The sequence below is a fragment of the Clostridiales bacterium genome (genome assembly GCA_017961515.1).
GTDB lineage: Bacteria > Bacillota > Clostridia > Acetivibrionales > RGIG10202 > RGIG10202.
On record JAGCXC010000094.1, the window covers coordinates 1 to 20,749 of the forward strand.

17 protein-coding genes and 1 other annotated feature are annotated in these 20,749 nt (G+C 33.4%); of the genes, 2 read left to right on the forward strand and 15 right to left on the reverse strand.

Annotation, left to right across the window (positions count from 1 at the left end):
* From J6Y29_06870 to J6Y29_06880, 3 genes are all read right to left on the reverse strand, one after another.
* Positions 1–2,885, reverse strand: a 2,885-nt coding sequence (locus tag J6Y29_06870) for a hypothetical protein (GenBank protein ID MBP5427585.1), incomplete at its 3' end; no start/stop codon positions are given.
* Positions 2,886–3,274: 389 nt separating this feature from the next.
* Positions 3,275–3,958 (reverse strand): Fic family protein, encoded by a 684-nt coding sequence (locus tag J6Y29_06875; GenBank protein MBP5427586.1) that lies wholly within the window; start codon positions 3,956–3,958, stop codon positions 3,275–3,277.
* A gap of 21 nt (positions 3,959–3,979) precedes the next feature.
* Positions 3,980–4,387, reverse strand: a complete 408-nt coding sequence (locus tag J6Y29_06880) for a helix-turn-helix transcriptional regulator (protein MBP5427587.1) — start codon at positions 4,385–4,387, stop codon at positions 3,980–3,982.
* Between the two features lie 185 nt (positions 4,388–4,572).
* On the opposite strand from J6Y29_06880, the gene J6Y29_06885 reads away from it, so the two are divergent.
* A complete protein-coding gene (locus J6Y29_06885) occupies positions 4,573–4,791 on the forward strand; it encodes a helix-turn-helix transcriptional regulator (protein ID MBP5427588.1) in 219 nt (72 codons plus the stop codon).
* 922 nt (positions 4,792–5,713) lie between these two features.
* Here J6Y29_06885 and J6Y29_06890 read toward each other — a convergent pair.
* The 12 genes from J6Y29_06890 to rpmG form a co-directional block, all read right to left on the reverse strand.
* On the reverse strand, positions 5,714–8,086 hold the full coding sequence (locus J6Y29_06890; protein MBP5427589.1) for a hypothetical protein: 2,373 nt from the start codon (positions 8,084–8,086) through the stop codon (positions 5,714–5,716).
* A gap of 48 nt (positions 8,087–8,134) precedes the next feature.
* Positions 8,135–10,642, reverse strand: coding sequence for a hypothetical protein (locus J6Y29_06895; protein MBP5427590.1), 2,508 nt, complete (start codon positions 10,640–10,642; stop codon positions 8,135–8,137).
* A 240-nt stretch (positions 10,643–10,882) separates the two neighbouring features.
* Positions 10,883–11,422 (reverse strand): rubrerythrin family protein, encoded by a 540-nt coding sequence (locus J6Y29_06900; protein ID MBP5427591.1) that lies wholly within the window; start codon positions 11,420–11,422, stop codon positions 10,883–10,885.
* Between the two features lie 100 nt (positions 11,423–11,522).
* Entirely contained in the window at positions 11,523–13,943 is a 2,421-nt protein-coding gene (locus J6Y29_06905) for an ankyrin repeat domain-containing protein (protein ID MBP5427592.1), read from the reverse strand.
* 329 nt (positions 13,944–14,272) lie between these two features.
* A complete protein-coding gene (locus tag J6Y29_06910; GenBank protein ID MBP5427593.1) occupies positions 14,273–14,650 on the reverse strand; it encodes a hypothetical protein in 378 nt (125 codons plus the stop codon).
* A 364-nt stretch (positions 14,651–15,014) separates the two neighbouring features.
* Positions 15,015–15,395, reverse strand: coding sequence for a 50S ribosomal protein L7/L12 (gene rplL / locus J6Y29_06915; protein ID MBP5427594.1), 381 nt, complete (start codon positions 15,393–15,395; stop codon positions 15,015–15,017).
* Positions 15,396–15,436: 41 nt separating this feature from the next.
* Positions 15,437–15,970 carry a 50S ribosomal protein L10 gene (locus J6Y29_06920; protein MBP5427595.1) on the reverse strand — a complete coding sequence of 178 codons (534 nt, stop codon included), beginning with the start codon at positions 15,968–15,970 and terminating at the stop codon, positions 15,437–15,439.
* A 23-nt stretch (positions 15,971–15,993) separates the two neighbouring features.
* Positions 15,994–16,153: a sequence feature (ribosomal protein L10 leader region), on the reverse strand.
* Positions 16,154–16,200: 47 nt separating this feature from the next.
* Positions 16,201–16,896, reverse strand: coding sequence for a 50S ribosomal protein L1 (rplA, locus tag J6Y29_06925; protein MBP5427596.1), 696 nt, complete (start codon positions 16,894–16,896; stop codon positions 16,201–16,203).
* A gap of 56 nt (positions 16,897–16,952) precedes the next feature.
* Positions 16,953–17,399: a 50S ribosomal protein L11 gene (gene rplK, locus J6Y29_06930; GenBank protein ID MBP5427597.1), complete on the reverse strand. Its 447-nt coding sequence runs from the start codon at positions 17,397–17,399 to the stop codon at positions 16,953–16,955.
* A gap of 139 nt (positions 17,400–17,538) precedes the next feature.
* The gene (nusG, locus tag J6Y29_06935) at positions 17,539–18,075 is read right to left on the reverse strand and encodes a transcription termination/antitermination factor NusG (protein ID MBP5427598.1); all 537 of its coding nucleotides are present in this window, start codon (positions 18,073–18,075) and stop codon (positions 17,539–17,541) included.
* Between the two features lie 190 nt (positions 18,076–18,265).
* On the reverse strand, positions 18,266–18,484 hold the full coding sequence (secE, locus tag J6Y29_06940) for a preprotein translocase subunit SecE (GenBank protein MBP5427599.1): 219 nt from the start codon (positions 18,482–18,484) through the stop codon (positions 18,266–18,268).
* Positions 18,485–18,546: 62 nt separating this feature from the next.
* Positions 18,547–18,696 (reverse strand): 50S ribosomal protein L33, encoded by a 150-nt coding sequence (gene rpmG / locus J6Y29_06945; GenBank protein ID MBP5427600.1) that lies wholly within the window; start codon positions 18,694–18,696, stop codon positions 18,547–18,549.
* A 322-nt stretch (positions 18,697–19,018) separates the two neighbouring features.
* Here rpmG and J6Y29_06950 point away from each other — a divergent pair, with 322 nt between their 5' ends.
* Positions 19,019–20,689, forward strand: coding sequence for a hypothetical protein (locus J6Y29_06950; protein MBP5427601.1), 1,671 nt, complete (start codon positions 19,019–19,021; stop codon positions 20,687–20,689).
* The last annotated feature ends 60 nt before the right edge of the window (positions 20,690–20,749 follow it).

A 20,749-nucleotide genomic window follows, 5' to 3' on the forward strand; every position in this document is an offset into this window, starting at 1 on the left:
ATCGTCAATTTAAATGGAGAAGCTGTCACTGTAGGCGTAGGTAATGGACTAAATGTAGTTTCACTTGAGGAGCTCCCTACGGTCGCATACGAGGTCATGAGGATAGAGGACAGAGGTATATTCAAAGCACACCTCACGCAATAGCCCGTGTAGTAGCTATAATAGTCATAGCAATACCCATAGGAAGTCACATAGGCAACACCATAGCTGCTATACGAACAAGCGGAACGAAGCCACCAGCCGTTTGTATTCCCTCTAGGGGAAGAGGAAGTCGTATCACTTGCATCAAGCCATCCAACCCTACTTTTATCAGTCTCCCCATATACATATCCTGAACCACTTGTACCATTAAAATAGCTACTATTCGGCTTATTTGAAAAACCATATTTTATATCTATAACTTCTTTTGCTGACAATAAAAATAGCTTTTCTCTTTGTACATTTGTTGCTCCAGCATAGTAAAATTTAGGATTTGCGTTAACTCCCCTAAAATACCACTTTGTGTCTCCTTCTTCAGTTTTTGTAGTTGACATTATTGCTTCCTTTTCTATTTCACTAAAACACCCATTTAACATAGTATTTAAATAATTTTTCATAGCATTGCTACTATACCATATATTTGATCCAGTATCTCTAACGTCCCATGCTTGTGAACTTTTCGCTACATATTCTGATAACATAAACAACGCCGGCGTACAATTATCATCATTTGCTGTGTTATCTAATACTCTAAACACCATTGCGTGACTCGTATCATTAAAATAACTACTTTTACCTGAACCACCTCCAAAATATACCTTATTATATGAAGTCTCTGTATCATTACTTCCTGACCAAGTAGGATTCTTTATATAGCTATAGCCTAGTGTACCTACTTGATGTGAATCAGTTGGTATAGTTTCAACATTGCCCACTGCATCATATACTTTAACACTATCGTACATCCACGGCACAATGAATTCCTCTTGTGTTATAGGATATCCATCTTTACTATAATCCTTTATTATATTGCCACTTGCGTCTGTTATTTTCCATAACCCAGATTCACTATCTTGTAGTATCAATTTCCAATGAAATTCTTCTTCCTCTTTTATAACTGTAGGTGCTACACTGTCTACTATACATGATGAACTTTTTACTGATGTATATCGTCCTGCTTGATTATATATTTGAAATTCGTTATCTCCCGTTATTGCAGAATTAGCCATAAAATTCATCTTACACTCTTGTCCTTGCATAGCTGGATATGAAGAGCTAACACCCGTATATCTTATTTCCTTCAACATTCCATTATCTTTTGCTTTCACTAGGAATGTAGTCTCTGCTGCATTCTTATAAACCTTCCCTATAATGATAGGATCTGTTGTATCAGGTTGAGTTTCTAAAATTGTTATAGGAATATCAAACTTATTTGCATAATTAGTTTTATATGGACCATTTCTTTGCTCATTCATTATCATTACAGTATAATTACCTTTAGCTATTCCTTCTGGTATAGCTAACTTTAATGTACCATGAGCATCCGATGCTCTAGCAATCTTTTTTATTATACCATAATAGTTTCCACCTGCTGCAGCATATCCGCTATTATTTTCGCCAGCATCTCTACGAATTATCACGGTAATATATTCATCAGCACTAGCATATTCAGTAACCGCAAGATCCGTTAAGGTTCCATCTCCATTTTCTTTTTTAGTAGCCGCGCCACTATATTGTATTGTTAGAATTTCTCCACCAGATAATATTATAGGATCTCCAGATGTAGTTGGCGTTGGTGAAACCACTTCTCCACTAAAACCAGACCTAGGAGAGGTAGTTCTTTGATCCCATATGGTTAACTTAAACTCATCCGATAACTTTGGGCTCATACCTCTACTTCTAGTTCTGTCTTCAACCAAATTTAACCTTTGAGGACTCGCTCCTTCGTCACTCGCATATGAGGTCATGAGGACTGAGGACAGAGGTATGTTCAAAGCACACCTCACGCAAATGGACGTATTGATACTATAAACATTACCGCAACCCCCAGAGGAATACACAAAGGCAACACGACTAGAATCATAAGAATACGCGGAACGAAGCCACCAGCCTGGCCACATACCTCCAGTATGCGCCTCATCCACTTTCCGATTTATGTCCTTTGCATCTGAATTCCACGCTGTACTAAATCCATATTTATTGTCTAGTACCTCTTCTGCAGATAATAAAAATATATAATCATTGTTTAACTTACAACTAGTATCAGCACCTTCATTCTTTGTGTCTCCACTTTTACAACTATAATATCCACTACCACACCATTGTTTACACTTATCACTTCTCTTAGTTGTAGGCATTATTACTTTTCTTTCTGCATTATTAAAACAATCCTTATATACACATCCTTCGCTTTCTCCATTTAAAAAACCTCGCATCTCACTTTTGCTCCAATCTTGTGATTCTGTACTACTACTACCCTTGTTATAATAAAATCTTCTATACCCAATTGGGTACTCTGTCAATAAAAATAATGCTGGCGTATTTTCATCATTTGATGTAGTATCCAACACTCTAAACTTTATCGGCCCTGATTTTATATAACTAGTCTGTGGACAATTAGCTGTTGGGGCTGACGAATTAGAAACATTAGGATGATCATATTTTTTTGTTTCATCCAATTCGCCATAGTATACATAATCGTACGTAGATGGAACGTTTGTGGCCTCAGGAGCTGAAGTCTCCCATGTTGCCTTACAAATATTGCATATACCTTCTGTTCCTGGAACATTTTTTGCATAAGACGTACTCTTCATAAGTAATGCCATTAAGAACAGAGTTATACTAAACGTAAACACTACTTTTATGGCATACGTTATGTTGGAATTTTTTTCTAAACAACAAAACATATAGATCATCTCTCCTTCCGAATAATATATACTTTTTATTCGAATATGTTTGTTGTCTATTTTTTAATTTTTACCTAATAAATACTAATTAAAACAAAGTAGTATTTATCTGGTTTTTGATATTTCTATAATTTCAAACATTTTTTTAAGTTCTCCTATAAGAATGTTGAATATTTAAAGAATTTGTTATATATTTACAAGAAAGTTATATTTTTCAAAAGAGATAGGGAACTATATGTTCTGCCCTATGATGGGTGATGGCGCACCCATACCACACCGTACAAACTACCAGAAATGGACTGTTCAGTCACCAAGTGACAAGCGAGTGTGAATCCCCTGATTTTAATCATGGGGAGCAGTCAAAACTCCTCCTTAATATTCTTTCTCCTCTACAAAGAATTTTTAAATTTTAAAATTCTATCTTTTTCAAAATCAGATAATTCTTTTAGCCAATCAGCAAAGGCAACAGTATCTTGGCATCTTAAGAATTCAAAATATTTTACTCTATCATCTTTAGGTATTACTAGTGGAGGTAAATTATTTTTTAATAATTCATAGTTTATGATTAACCTTCCAGTTCTACCGTTTCCATCCTCAAAAGGGTGTATCTTTTCAAACTCAATATGGTACATAGCTATTTTGTTAAAAACATCTTGAGTATCATTGTTATAGTTATATACAAAATAATGCATCAGATTTTGTATTTTTTCAGGTGCTGGTGGTATATGGTCACTTCCTCTAATTAATACACTCACAGTTCTATAACCAACAGTATCTCTTATATTTTTATTGATAATTGTATTTATATTTTTTATCAATCTGTCGTCAAAAGGTACATTCTTTTGCAAACACTCAAAAACTAACTCTAATGCACTCTTATGATTAATTGCTTCGTATATTTCGCGAGGTTCTTTACCTTGTATTTTAAAGCTATTATCATTATACAAAATAGCGTATGTTTCAGCATATGTTAGTGTACTGCCTTCGATGCTGTTTGAATGATAGGTACTCCGTGTTACGAAATCCTGTAGGTATTCTTTATTCGATTGCATAGTGTATAAAAAATTTTGCATATATAATTCCTCCTCTTCTCCTTAATATTCTTTCTCCTCTACATTATATGCCGTATTGTGTGATTCAAAAAATATATGGTTTTTTAAAAGAAAATCTTCTTGTTGTAAAGCGTAGTGTAACTGTTTCTCTATGTATTTTATACCTTCTTCATTCAATTCACGCATTTTATAAATAATATCTTTCTCACGAGCCGAAAAATTATGTTCAAGCATATTTGCACATTTTCCAAATATATCTACTACGGACACATTGAGAACCTTACAAAGTTCATGCAAAGTATCCATATCTATTGAATTTTTCCCAGTTTCCCAGTTAACAATGGCTGATGCACTAACACTAAGTTTTTCGGATAGAGCTTTTCTTGTTAGTTTTCTTTTTTTCCTATAAAACAAAATATTTTTTGCAACCTCTTCTCTAACGAGTCCCAATATTATACCTCCTATCTTAAAAATATAAGTTCCTTGTAAATATATCACAAATTCTTTAAATATTCAATGTTTTTGTAGGAAAACTTTAAAAAAATGTTGCTATTATAGAAATTCTATAATATATTATTTATAGAAATACTATAAATAATATATACAGGAAAACTAAAGAGAAAGGAATGTAGAAAATGTATGGAGCTGCAATTAAACAGTATATAAAAGAAAATGGCATTAAATATTCTTTTGTAGCTGAAAAAGTAGGAGTTGATAGAGGAACATTATATGGGGTACTAGGTGGAAGGCTTAAGCTTACTATTGAGTATTATGTAGCCATATGTGATGCACTAAAACTAGATTTATACTACTTTGTTAAGAAAAATAAAAAATTATGCACAAAAGTTAGATGACTGTACAGGTAAAAAGTTTGCATACTATTTGTGTCCTATTAATCATTTTTTAAAAAATAAACCAAAATATTTATGTGTTCTACTGCAAAGTACACAACAAAAAAACTCCTAAAAGCCAAAAATACTTAGGCTTCCAAGGTAAAAACAAACTTGTCATTTGCGTCTACCTTTCTTAGGAGCAAGTGTTTTTCCAAAAGATTTCCTTCTTTTGAAAGGGAATTAAATTCCTTTGCATTGGTATTCGGAGTTATTTTCCCTAAAATAAACTTTCTGATATCCTTGCAAAGCACACCTCACGCAAATGGACGTATTGTTACTATTATCATTATTGCAATTCCCAGAGGAATTCACATAGGCAACACGATTAGAATCATTAGAATACGCGGAACGAAGCCACCAGTTGTTAAGTTTCAATTTAATCCCCATAGTATTATTTTTTTTTATTACATCTAAAAGCTAAAGATATCTTTAGCTTCCAAAGTAGAAACATAGCTTTTGCCTTCTTGCGTCTACTTTTTTTAGATGCAAGTGTTTTTCCAAAAGATCTCCTTCTTTTGAAAGGGAATTAAATTCCTTTGCATTGGTATTCGGAGTTATTTTCCCTAAAATAAACTTTCTGATATCCTTGCAAAGCACACCTCACGCAATAGCCCGTGTTGTTGCTATTATTGTTATTGCAATTCCCAGAGGAATTCACATAGGCAACATTATTGCTGCTATTCGAATAAGCGGAACGAAGCCACCAGTTGTTAAGTTTCAATCTAATCCCCGCAAATACTTATTACTTGTTCTTGCGTCTTCATTTTATAACATTAATGGATTCAATGCAATACATACTTTTCAAAAAAACTACCCCTCATTAGAAAATCCACTATCCCTTTCGGAATAGTGGATTTTTTCGCAATTATATATATTGTGGATTTTATGGTTGTTGTGCTTCTCTTACTGAACTAAATCTTGCCAAATCCTCTGATCCTACAGCTACGTTATACTCTTGTTTTAAACCATCTCTTACTAAAATATACTCCAATTCCTTAAATGATTTATCATATTGATATATTTCTACTTCTTTTGGTAGATCATCATAAAATTCAATTGTACATCCATCTGAATATTCAATATACTCTATTCCTGCTGCTATTCTCAATGTTACTGTTGGCACTATTGTTGGGTTACCGTCTTTATCTATAACTGTAGCCCCTCCTTCTATTGCATCTCCATAATCTGGATCTATATCTTCATCTGAATCATCTGGTATTGTTTCAACCTCTGGATCATCTATTGTAAGATCTATTACTTTTTCATTTTGTGTAACATCCCCATCATAGTGATAAAATGTTATTTTTGTTAAATGTGCTCCATCTGGTAATTCGTACGCCTTACTTACATCTACTGGACCTTGTATTGTTCCTCCTTTAACTTCAAATGTATCTAGTACTACTTCCTCGTCATTTATTTCTGCTGTTATTTTCTTTATTCTTCTTAGATCATGTGCATCAACTGATATAGCCTTTACAACCGGATCCTCATCATCAGTCTTTGATAAATATACTTTATCCAATGTAAACATTATTTCATTTATGTTGAACTCTTTTTTATTTCCAAGAGCACTTACTATTGTGAACTCTGGTACGCCTTGCCAATTGGCTTCTACTATAGTTTTTTTGTCCTCTGTAACTATGTAGTTTTTCTCTATCTCTTTTTTCCCTTCAACTGTTTTATACAAATTAACTTCGTCCTCAACTTTTGGTGCATATTCTGCCTCACAGTTAATAGCAATTAACGCTTGCTTTGGCTCTCTATCCGCATTAATCTCTTTTGATCTTAAAAATTTATGTAATCCTGATTTATTGTCTTGATATGTAACAATCATACTTTTCGCATTTTCATCTTCCATATCCAACGCAAAGTCTAAGCTTAATCCAGCTCCAGCATCTATACTAACGTCTTCCAAACTTATATCCTTTATGTTTCCCATACCATCATATATCTTTATACTTGTAGCCCCAGCTGGTAGATCCATTAATTGAACCACTGATGTAGGTAAATTGCTTAACTCAAACTTTTGAGTTAATTCCACGCACTCATCCCCATCTTTGAATACTGATATCTTTTTAATACCACTTAGTACGTCCGATATTTCCACTATCGCTTTTGTGCATTTATCATTTTTATATATTCTTGCTGTACCGTTCGCATCTACTCTGTTCCCATCAGCATTTCTTTGTACAACCTCTGGTGAAGTCAAATCTAACTTAAGTGCCACTGGTATCTCTATTTCTTCTTCACCAACCTTGTACTTTAAAGTCAAAAATGTTGTTCCTGCTGGTACATCTGTATAGATATTAACCAAATCTTTACCTGGCCATTCTTTATCTACATCTGCACTAGTTAATATATCTATTCCATTTACTGTCTCTAAACTTAATAACTTTGCTCCTTCTGGTAAAACCATATTTAATACTACTCTTGATCCATCTGCATCTTTTGCTGCAATTGTATATGTTACATTTATATTTTCTATATTTATTGAAAGCTCATCTCCAAATATATTCCTTACCATGAAACTTGTATCATCATCGGTTTCTGTAGCATCTGTAACCTCTTTATCAAGATTCTCATAATCATATCTTGCTACTACTTCCTTACCTTGATCCTTTTCTGATACCTTTGTTACTAATTCTATATCTCCATCTTTTCTAACTATTTCATTTATAATGGGTTGACATTCAGCATTTCCTTCGTATCCCACTTTAAATTGTACATACTTCTCCTCTTTATTTTTATATGCCCATAAAAGCTTTAAGGGATTACTTTGCGTATACGCCTGAATATCGTTTTCTTTTTTTATATCATAGTAATTATCTGGCAGATTATCGTCTGCACCTGGTTTTTCTTTTCTTTTATCATTATTTTTTATTCTAATAGTTGCATTTTCATCTGCTTCTATTACTGCCAAAATAGTTTTTTCATCACTACTTTTTTGCCAGAAAAGCTTTTTAGCTTTTGTCTCAATCTCTTTACCATCTGTAGTAGTAACTATATATATATCATCTAATTCGAATTCTCTGTCGTTCTCTTTTGCCTCCTCTTTTGCTTCTATTTGATATAATACTTTATCTCCGTTAGTTTTAGTATATACTTTCCCCTCTATTTTGGGTGTCGCACTTGCAACATTGGTTAGGGCACATACACTCAACATAGAAATTCCTGCCGACAACAACATTTTTTTTGTTTTATCTGAAAATAACGTATATCCACCTTTTTTTGTATTATGTACTCTTCTGTTAAACATTAGCTATTCCTCCTTAAAATTTATAGTTGTTAGGTTTCAAGCCATTTTTTAGTGTAGTACAGTTCCATTAAATAATGTTATCTTATCGCTTTCTATTGTTAGAGTATCTCCCAACGCATCTGTTACAACCACTTTTGCAAATCCTATATTTCCATCTTCTCTTGTAACCATACAGTTTACATGTAGCTCTGTTGGTAACTCATCATAGAACCTAACTACAGTATCTTTTAAGTTCTTATCAGTAACATCATCATAAGCAACTTCTTTTATACCATATTTAGCTGTTACTTTAGCTCCAGTAATATTTCCCGAATTATCTCTATCTATATCTCTATCTGAATTCTTTACTGTTATTCTCTCGTCTGACCCTACTTCATTTACATTCACTAACTCATCTATTGTATTGCAATTTTGGTGACTTGTTTTATTTTCTCCTTCTCCTAATTCATATGCAGCACCATATACATGTACTTCTTCTACTTTACCTTCTGGTATTAAATATGTTTTTGTAACCTTTGTTGGAAGATCTCCTCTGAATTTTTCTAGTACATAAGTTCTTCTATATTGATCAGCCCAAGCAGATCTTGCACTTTCTGCCTTACGATACTCATCCCAAGCTCTGTACGCTGCAAACTTTGCATCATAATCTGGATCATCCTCTGCTGGCATTTCTGTTTCCTCATCAACATCTGGCATTTCTACTTCTTCCGGTTCTGGATCATCTTCTGCTGTAGCTAATACCATTGTTATTTCTATTTTATCAATTCCTCGCTCATCTCTTATATCTACTGAAAGTGAACCGCTATTTGTATATGCATTGTGCTCGCTATATGTTGCGTATACTGATTGATATACAGCATCGTCAATTGATACTTCTCTTACATTACCTAATGCATCTGTAATTTTTATGATTGGTTGTCCCATTATATCTATTGCTACTTCATATTTTTCTAGTGTGTATTGATCATAATATACTGCTGTTTCGCCATTTTCTTTTATAGGACGCTTATTATCTTGTTCTGCTCCAAAGTTTTGGTTAATTGTAGCATCTCCATCTCTTTCTATTGAACCCAATCCTGCTTCTATATCCTGAGTAACCAATTTATAATGTCCTTCTTCGTCTTTTACAAACTCAGCAACTGTAATCTCTTTATCTTCTATATCCTCAGTTAATTCTATATCCAATGCATTACCAACACCATCACAAACTCTGACTGCTGTTGTATCATCTGTAATGCTAAATAAACACAATACTGATTCTTTTATCTTGTCATCCAAAAATGGATAAACTCTATTTCCTCTTGAATCCCTTATTACTTCTTCTTCATAAGCCTCTTTGGGTCCCTTTAGTGTAACTATCTTGTAGATTCCACTCTTTAAGTCTGTTGCTTCAACAATACCCTTTTTCTGCTCTCTACTAAAATATACTCTTGCCCTTGCTGATTCTTCGTTACTTTTTTCAATTGTATATCCAGTTTCATCACTTCCATCAGCACTATATGAAATAATAACTGGAATATCTTTATCCAATACCAATGGTATTACTAACTCTCCTGGTTTAGGGTTATCTTCAGTTCCCATCTCATATTCTAAAACTAACTTTGTTGTACCAGAAGGTACGTTAGTATAAACATGTCCTCCATTTATAGCAAGATCAACATCTTCTCCAGCCGCTGTCTTTATTCCTGTTAATTTGTACTCTGTTTCTATGTCCAAAGCTATTTGTGAACCATCAATATTTCTTGTATTATATACAATTTTAAATGGAATCTCTTCTTCTGCTGGTACCTCAAGTTTAGTAGCATTACCTAAAATATCATATATCATAAAATACTCGTCTTCAGGCTCTAGCATATACTTTAATTCAACTTCTTTATCTCTTTCTTTCTCTCTTAAAACTACCCTATTAAGTCCGCACGCATCTTCTATTCTGTATACTTTAGTTTTATCAGTAAATTTTGCTTGCAAGTACCACCCTTGATTATTTGTAGATCTATACTGTATCAATGATTCCTTTTCACATGTAGGTCCATCATTATCTACTTCTGCATCAATCTCATTAAATGAAATTTCTATCCCATCATCATTAGAATTATTATTCTTTAAAATTACATATTCTGTATCTTTTGGAACCTCTATTACTACAAGTGCACTTTGTTGGCCCTTTACTGCACCTACATACTCTTTTAGCGCTTTGTTCGCGTCGGGTAAATATATACCTTCCAATTTTCTATTTTTATCAGACTCTTTTATTTCTATTTGGTATCTTGTGTATGTATTTTCTACAGTATCCTTTAACACGTCATTTTCGTAGGCATCCTCTTTCTGCACTTCTACTTTGCGTCCATACTGATCTAGTTCTTTATTATAATAAACATCTTTCATGTGAGTTATTTTGTAACTCATAACGGCATGTGCTTCTTGACTAAACAATACTACGCTTAATAAAGAGAGTCCCATTGCTAACAGTATTTTTTTAGTTTTATCTGAAAATAGCGTGTAACCCCCATTTTTCATTTCTTGAAACTTTTTAGTCATTCTTGTTGTCTTGAACATTAGCCATTCCTCCTTGAAATAATTTGTTTGAGTAATATACTGCTATTATCATCCCTAACAACCTTAAGGCTAAAACATTTCTATTACACTTGAATATTCTCGTCCATTCTTCTTTTTAAATTAACTTATTTTTACTTTTGTTAATAAAATTTCTTTTGATGTATTTTTTTGAATGTTATCTACAAATAATACCTAAAAAAAGATTTCTAAAAACTTTTTTGTCTTTAGAAATCCTCTTTACTAATAGTTCTCTGCTTTGATTTGGAAGTACGCTTTAGGATGTTCACATACTGGACATATCTCTGGAGCTTTCTTTCCTATATGGATGTGTCCACAATTACCACACTGCCATATCATATCCTGATCCTTCGAGAACACCAGCCCTCCTTGGACATTCTTCAAAAGCTTCCTATATCTCTCCTCGTGCTCCTTCTCTATCTTTCCTACCGCTTCAAACAAATATGCTATTTTTGTAAAGCCCTCTTCTTTCGCCTCTTGAGCAAATTTCGCATACATGTCGGTCCACTCAAAGTTCTCTCCATTTGCTGCATCCAACAAATTCTCATCTGTAGCTGGTACCCCATCATGTAATAATTTAAACCAAATCTTTGCATGCTCCTTCTCATTCTCCGCTGTCTCTTTAAATATGTTTGCTATCTGCTCATATCCCTCTTTCTTTGCTTTTGCCGCATAATACGTATACTTGTTACGAGCTTGCGATTCTCCTGCAAATGCTGCCATAAGATTCGCTTCTGTCCTTGATCCTTTTAATTCTGGCATACTTAACTTAAGTCCCCTTTCTCTTTGATTTTCGTAAAATATGTTTACCCATATAGTATATTTTATTCTCACGCTTTTTTCAAGTCAATATAACTCTTAATTACTCCCTCGTTTTGCCATTCTTATCTACGTGCGTAATTTCCTCACACATGCACGCTCTTTTCTTTTCCTTATTTGATTCCCCTCTCTCCTCTTCTCCTAATAACTTGTAAAACCTATCTTTATCTTTCGCTTTTCCTGGATTTATTGCTCCTTTTCCTATAAGATATTTAGTCATCTTTATATCTTCTCTCTCAAATGCTATTCCTACTGCCGTCCATCCACTATTGTCTATATTGTACACTAGTTCACTTTGTTTATTAACTAATGTTTCTACCACCTTCATATATCCTCCTTGACACGCATGCATCAATAAGTCTTTGCCGTTTTTGTCGACCATATTTACATCAACGCTATCTATCATAGCGTCTATTATAAATGCCATACTTTCGCCTTGCTCTAGCGCATACATCAATACACTTTTATCCCTAGCATCTTTTAACTCTACATTTGCTCCTCTCTCTACTAACTTTCTTGCTATATCAACATTCCCTCTTCTTATTGCGTACATCAATGCACATCTTTTGTTCTTATCTGATTCATCAACATTAATCCCTTTGTCTAATAGCTTTGTTACTTTTTCTATTGTGCATCCACCAATAATTAATTTAAGCAACACGTATTTTTCTATATTCTTTTGCTCATTCTTATTTATTTCCACTCTCTTTTCCACTTCTTTTGCACCGTAACTTTTCAATATTTTTCTAATGTTTTCATTTACAGCCACCTTAAGGTATATTTCATCTTTCGTTACATCTATTCCCGTATCTAATAATTGCCTTACCTTAGCCTCATCTGATTGTCTACACGCATCTATCAATCTATATGATATCTTTGCAGTAAGTATCCCATTAACATAATTTAATATATTTTTTCTGCCACATAATTCATCTATTATATATTTGTCATCCTTTATATATTGCAGAGATTCTATTGTTTTTTTAACGCCAAATCTGTCTACTAAATATCGTGTAACCTCTCTATTCGATTTACTAAAACATTTTCCAAGACTTCCTGGCCCTATTATTCCCTCAGTGTCTAATATCTTAGCTAGTTCATTTATGTTACCATCCCTACAAGCAACTAACATCTTTTCTTTGTTTTTATTCTTAAGAATATTTAATATTACTTTATTTTTTGCCAAGTTTAGTGGTTTATCCCCACTGTCATTAACTGCATTTATATTTACTCCGTCGTATGACAATAATTTTTTTATTATCTTTAAGTGCCCCTCTCTACATGCTACGTGCAATAGCGTATCTCCATTTTTTACAATTTCATTTACATTTTGATTTGATAATAATTCGGTTACTATATCTGTGTACCCTTTGTAACATGCTGCACCAATTGGTGTGATTCCTTCAATATTAGCCTTATTCTTATCTGCACCCGCTTCAAGCAATTTTTTTACTACATCAATATGTCCCTTTTGGCTTGCTAAATATAGTGGCGTAACTTCTCTGCTGTTAGTTACATTTACATTTGCACCTGCCTTAATCAATTTATCCACTATAGGCAGGCATCCATTATAGCAGGCTAAATATAGTGGAGTCTCTTCCCCATTCCTGGATTGCTCTGTATTCGCACCAGCCTCAAGCAATTTTTCTACCACAACTACCCGCTTGTTCATACACGCAACATATAAAGGTGTAATTCCTTGGTTTGCTAGCTTATCTATATCTGCTCCCGCCTCCAAAAGCTTTTCTACTACTCCTGCATACCCTAACTCACTTGCTATATGTAATGGTGTACAACCATCGTCTCCACCCTTATTTATATCTGCTCCTGCCTTTATCAACTCATCCAATATCTCTTTCTGATTAACTGTACACGCCACATACGTTGGTGTTGTACCCGTATTATCTTCTGCATTTACGTCTACCCCAACCTTTAATAATATCTCTACCACATTTTTAAATCCATAAAAGCACGTTACATGTAGTGGCGTATACCCATTTTCATCTGGTATATTTACATCTGCTCCTGCCTCTAATAATTTCTTTAATACATCCAATTTCCCCTTTTTACATGCTTTATACGCAGGTGTAGTTTTCGATTTATCTAACGAATTTACGTCTGCTCCTACCTCCAACAGTTTTTCTACTATTTTTTTATATCCACAATAACTCGCCAAATGTAGCGGTGTATATCCATCTATATCCTTCACATCTACTTTTGCTCCCAAACTCAATAATCTTTCTACCACCTTCAAGTTTCCTATTTCACACGCCCTATGTAGTGGTGTAGTTCCTCTTTCATTTACTGCATTTATGTCTTTGCCTTCTATTATCTTCAAATAACCCTTTTTCTGCGCTTCGTATAATGGCACAAGCCCAGAACCATCAATGTCCTTGTCAAAATCAGTTTTTAATATTTTACTTGTTTTGGAAAATTCCATTTTTTCATTCTTTTCTGCTCTCACAATTATCCTCCTTATATCTCTAGCTACCGCCACATTTTATATATTATTCTATTTTACCTTCACTACCCTAACTTTTTTGTCAAATAATAACTATAAACTGACTACCAGATTATATAATACTTTGCACAAATTGTAAACAGTAATATGTAACATAATCATTAATGTTTTTTTATCTCAAATACCTTTTTAGAGGAGGCCGTAAAATATAGAAATGTATAAAATTTTCCATTGGAATCTATATAAAAGTCACTTTCAATTGTTTTTAAAATACTTTTCAAAAAAAAAGGGAGAAAATCACATTTCCCCCAAAAATAATAATTAAAAATATCTTATATGCTTTTTGCAAAAAAACCATGTAAATTGCAATAAGCGTACAATGTGCCTTTACCCATATTCAAAAATCTCGCTTCTGCTTTTTGCTCTGGATATAACTTTACAATATCACATCTATCACCTGTTACATACGCGATAAATGACATATAGTGTTCTTTTGTCATACCATGAGTCATAGAAACATAATACTCATTTTCAATAGTATCACAAGTCATTGTGTGCTTCTCATTCTCTGGCATTGGCTCTAATGCCTGCAAATTAGAACCACAACAGTAAACTTTACTATCTACCATTGAATGAATTATGTTTCCACAAATCGGGCATACATAAAATTTGGATTTTGACATATCTTTCTGTGTACTTTGATTATTCATTTTTGTATTCCTCCTGTAATTTAGAATTTTTCTTTATACTAAAGCACAACTAGTACTTTTCTAAGTATAAATACAAAAATTTGTGACATCCTCCCCTACCTACACCTCAAATTTTTGCCATAAAATTCTCGGTGTGGAGGTAGGGGCTTCCTTTTGCAACAATGTGCAAACAGTCGGTTCTCCTTCGATAGCACTAATGTGCTAAGACAGTACGATGCTTATCCCGTGTGCCCCACGGTTTTTTATTTTCTATGTTGCAATTCATCTCACCACCTATAGAGGTGGGAGAATTCTTGCTAATATCTGTTAAAAAGCTCGTTACTACAAACGTAACGAGCCTTTATCGAACAATTATGTAAAATAATTACTTTATTTCTACTGTTGCTCCGATTTCTTTAAATTTAGCTTCTATTGAAGCTGCTTCGTCTTTTGATACACTTTCTTTTAATGTAGCTGGTGCAGAACTTACTAGATCTTTAGCCTCTTTTAATCCTAATCCTGTAAATTCTCTTACTAATTTAATAGCTTGTATCTTCTCTGATCCACCGTCTTTTAATACAACAGTAAACTCAGTTTTTTCCTCTGAAGCTGCTGCTCCACCTGCTGCCGGTGCTGCTGCTACTGCTACTGGAGCTGCTGCTGATACACCAAACTTCTCCTCTAATTCTTTTACTAACTCTGATAACTCTAAAACTGTTAAAGCCTCTACTTCTTCAATTACCTTTAATACTTTTTCACTAGCCATTTTCAATATCCTCCATTTGTCAAATTATTTTTTTTATTTTTTTACGCATTTGCTTTTTTCTCTGCAATCGCATTCAATGCAACAACTAGTCCTCGTAAATTTCCGTTAAGAACATTTACAAAGCCTGCAATTGGTGAATTGAATCCTGCAAGTACTTTCGCAATAAGCTCTTCTCTTGATGGTAACTCTGACAACTCTTTTATCTTCTTCTCGTCAAAGATACTTCCCTCTACTATTCCTATTTTTACTTCAAGATGCTCAAACTTTTTAGCAAACTCCTCTATCACCTTAGCAGGAGCTACAACATCCTCATAACTATATGCTATAGCTGTAGGTCCATTTAAATACGCATCCACTTCACTATAACCACTATTGTTCATAGCAAACCTAGTAAGTGTATTCTTCACAACTTCATACTTAACATTTGCTTTTCTAAGAGCAGTTCTAAGTTCTGTATCTTGCTCAACTGTCAATCCTCTATAATCAACAAGTACAACTGTCTTCGAATTAGAAATCTTTTCTGTAAGTTGCTCAACTATAGTCTTTTTAGCCTCCAATATTTGCTTACTTGGCACTATTGTTCACCTCCTCCTAAATATACCGGCAATACAAACAAGCCCTCAATAGGTTCTGCCTACGAGGACTTGTTTTAGAGTATATTTTTTAGACAACACTTAAACAAAATCCTCGGTAGGTAAATTTTTATATATTCTATATAGAATACAACCTACTGTCTTCGGCATAATGCATTTACAAAAGATATTATATACTATAAATTAACCTTTGTAAATAGTTTTTTTTATTATTATTCCATAACCTTTGCAGGATTAATTTTTATTCCAGGACCCATTGTAGACGCAATAACCAAGCTCTTTATGTATTGGCCTTTTGAAGCCGATGGCTTTGCTTTAACTACTGCCGCTAATAATGTGCGGAAGTTTTCTGTTAATTTTTCTGTCCCAAATGACGCCTTTCCTATTGGACAGTGTATAATATTAGTTTTATCTAATCTATACTCTATCTTTCCGGCCTTTATATCAGCTATGGCTTTTGTTATATCCATTGTAACTGTACCTGCTTTAGGATTTGGCATTAACCCCTTAGGTCCTAACACCTTACCTAGTCTACCAACTACACCCATCATGTCAGGAGTTGCTACTACAACATCAAACTCAAACCAATTGTCATTTTGAATTTTTGCTACTAAATCTGCATCCCCTACATAATCAGCTCCGGCCTTCTCTGCTTCAGTAGCTTTATCTCCCTTAGCAAATACTAACACTCTTACTTTTTTCCCTGTTCCATGAGGTAACACAACCGCACCTCTTACCTGCTGATCCGCGTGCCTTGAATCTACTCCAAGTCTTATATGAACTTCTATTGTCTCATCAAACTTAGCCTTCGCTGTTTGCTGAACCAAACCTAATGCCTCTTCAGGATCATATAATTTCAACTTATCAACAAGTTTTGAACTTTCAGCATACTTCTTTCCTTTTTTCATATTATTTCACTCTCCTTGTGGTAAATTTTACGGAAACTCCTAAATTTCCTCCCACATTAACTATTAACGTTAACTGGTTTGCCTTCTACTACTATACCCATACTTCTCGCTGTACCTGCAACCATATTTGCAGCTGCTTCTACTGTCGCGGCATTTAAGTCAGGCATTTTCTGCTCAGCAATCTTTAATACCTCATCCCAAGATATTTTTGCTACCTTATCTTTATTAGGTTTTCCTGAGCCACTCTCAATCTTACACGCTTTCTTTAACAACACAGATGCAGGTGGTGTCTTTAACACAAACGAAAATGATCTGTCAGCATATATAGTAATAACTACTGGTATTACTAATCCTGCATCTTTCGCTGTCTTCTCATTAAACTCCTTACAAAACCCACCAATATTAACACCATGCTGTCCTAAAGCTGGTCCTACCGGTGGAGCCGGAGTTGCTTTTCCTGCACTAATCTGTAATTTTACAACGGCTGTAACTTTTTTAGCCATCTTTTCCACCTCCCAATTTTTTACAAAACGCGAATAATACACTTAACCTTAGGTGCATAGTTCACTTTTTAATATAACAAACACCTGTAGGTTGATACTAACCTACCAGCGTGTATTTTATCAACAAATTAACTATTTGTCAACCTATAATTTTTTGTATCTGCATAAATTCTAACTCAACTGGTGTCTCTCTACCAAACATAGCTACAGACACTCTAACTCGTTTCTTCTCCATATTTATCTCTTCAACTGTACCTATAAAATTCTCTAGTGGCCCCGTCACTATTTTAACACTATCTCCAACTTCAAAATCCACAACCGTGCTCTCTTCTACTCCCATAGCCCTCATTTCAGAATCTGATAGCGGAACAGGCTTAGTTCCAGCTCCTACAAATCCAGTTATTCCTCTTACTCCTCTTACAGCTCCCCACGAATCATCATTCATGACCATCTTTATTAAAACGTAATTAGGAAATACCTTTCTTAGTGTAGTCTTTCTCTTTCCCGCTTTTATCTCGGTTCTCTCTTCCATCGGAACAACAATATCTACTATATAGTTCTGCATTCCTCTGTTCTCTACCATCTTCTCTAAGTTGGCTTTCACTTTGTTCTCATAACCAGAATATGTATATACCACGTACCACTTAGCTTCATTCGATGAATCACTCAACTCCATCTAATTCCCTCCCTTCCTAATAGGTATGGTAAAACTTTTCCAAAACCTAAATACTTTAACAACATATAAGCCTCTTGATATAGCCCAATAAGTCTATTAGAAACCTAATCACTTACGGCATCACAAGAAGCATATTTCTTATGTTTTTTTTGCATGTCAACACCTTGAAACAATAACCATGTCAAAATATTTATCTGTATATCCAAGAAGCTAATTTACTGAATAATCCGTCCGCAACCCATATGAGCATTCCAGTTAACAAAGTAAATACCAACACAGTTACCGTATTATTGATTAGCTGAGCTCTATCAGGCCAAACTACCTTTTTTAACTCATTCTTCATATCTTTAAAATAATTTCTAAAATTTTTCATTTTTTTATTAACCTTTGCTTCCTTATTATCATCCATTTTTATATCCCTTGCTTCTCCTGTCATATTTTCACATCTCCATTATTTAAGAAGTATTTTTACTATTTCGTTTCCTTGTGTGCAGTATGCTTTCTGCAAAATCTACAATACTTGCGCATTTCTAATCTATCAGGATCATTCCTTTTGTTTTTCTTTGTATCATAATTTCTTTGCTTACACTCTGCACATGCCAATGTAATCTTTACTCTCATTTCTACACCCCCATATATTCTTAACATTGATTTTACCTACACTATATATTCTCCTAAAATTCAAACTACCTCAAAGAAAAATAATGTACACCTAAACTATTGGCAGCTAACATTACATACTTTTATGTAATGAAGACAAAAAAACTCACCAATCTAATAAGCCAGTCATTAATTTATCATATATATTGTCAAAAGTCAATACTAAATATTTTTCCTTATATGGACTTTTTTTGTTTATATACCATTTTCTTATATTGTTGACAAACTTTCTTTTTTTGATACAATGTATAGTTGTATTAATATTGCAAAAAGGAGTTATATTATGTTTGGTAAAATTGCTACATGTGCGTTAAATAAATCTTTGAGAGACGATCCTTTTAGAGATACCCTAGATAATGCAATATCTTGTGGTAACTATGCCACCGTTAAATCTTTTTTAGATAGAGGAGCTATGCTTAACTTAGATATTAGCAATACAAAATCTTGTCTTAATATAGTTATTTTGAATAAGGACATCAAAACTTTGTATGTTCTATTAAATCATATAATATACAGAACAGAAAATGCTACATGTTTGTACGATAAAAAAGTTTCATCTTTGTTAACTACTTCAGACATTTCTAAAAAGTCCCCTATACGTACAGCTATAGATATGTTTTTATCATCTAGTTCTTTTGATGATAAAAAATTTTTCAAGCAATGCATTAAATTGCTTTATAATAACCCGTTATTCGATAAAAATAATTCTGAATTGTTTAATACTAATTGGAAAACAACTTCCAATTATTTCTTAGAATATAATCAATCTCTTTTGAAATCAGTTGAAAATTATGTACTTGATACCAAAGATCGAGAATTAATACAATTTTTCATAGAAAATGGATTAAACTATGTAGATAGCGCTATATTATGCGTTAATCCTAGCTTTTACTCACACTCAGCCATAATTATCAAATTTAACAAGCCAATTAAATTTAGAGATTCACTAGAAAATGTGGCAGGTATACTATATAGTTTCGCTCTTAAGGGAAAAACTGACAATTCTAAAATAACTTTTTGGGATAGAAATTTACATTCATTAGAACAAATAAAAAGTTTTATACTATCATGCAATGCTTATATGCATAGAATATTTCTTACATCTCATGATTTTTCAAAAATGGACAAGTTTAGCGGCAATTCTATATTTGACTGTTCTTTGGTAGAGTCATCTTATGTTCATGAGAGTGTTTCATCTACATTCAATATTTTAAAAAACCTTAGAAAAGTTCCTGATTCCTCTTGGATAAGGCTTAATCCATTACTGAAAGAATTTACATCAAATGTTGAAAAAATGTCTTATTTGTTTAGTCTCTACAACTCTAATGCTATAAATTTTGCTTCAAAAGACAAAATTTCAGATTATTCTTTTGATTCAGGATGCCTTGTATTAAATTTAAATAATACAGGAAAAAGTGTCTATGAATTTATATGGGAAAAGCCAAAACGTCTTAATTTATCCCACGATCAAAAACTTGACATCATAGAAAAATTTCTTAATATGGAATGTTTAAAAGTTCTAAAAGAAAACTCTATACTATCAGTGGATTCTATTACATTTTCATTAGATGACTTTTACAAATTGCCAAGAACATATCCAAATGACTTACATGAAAAATTTTATTACCCAAAAACTCTTAAGCTTGATCTTAATTTTGATCCTTCAACTTCTGCCTTAAGAGATGCTGCAACCGTAGCACAGTGTGGTTATAAAATGATGTCTATGTTAGAAAATTTTAATATTCATTTAGAAACTTACTCTTTCTTTAGAAAAAACTGTGTAACCACTCTAAAGCAGATTCTGTCTGAATGCGGCTATAAAGATCATATAGATCAATTGGATAAAAATCTTAACATATTTCAAAAAATACATCCTCTAACTGTAGTCACAAGACTTCAGCGATTGATTAAGAAAAAAAGTAAAAACCTTATCAAAGGAAAAGATATGGTTTAATCGTAAAATTTGCACGCAAAAAAGTAGACTTCTTTTGTAGCCCCTTTAGAGGGCAAACAG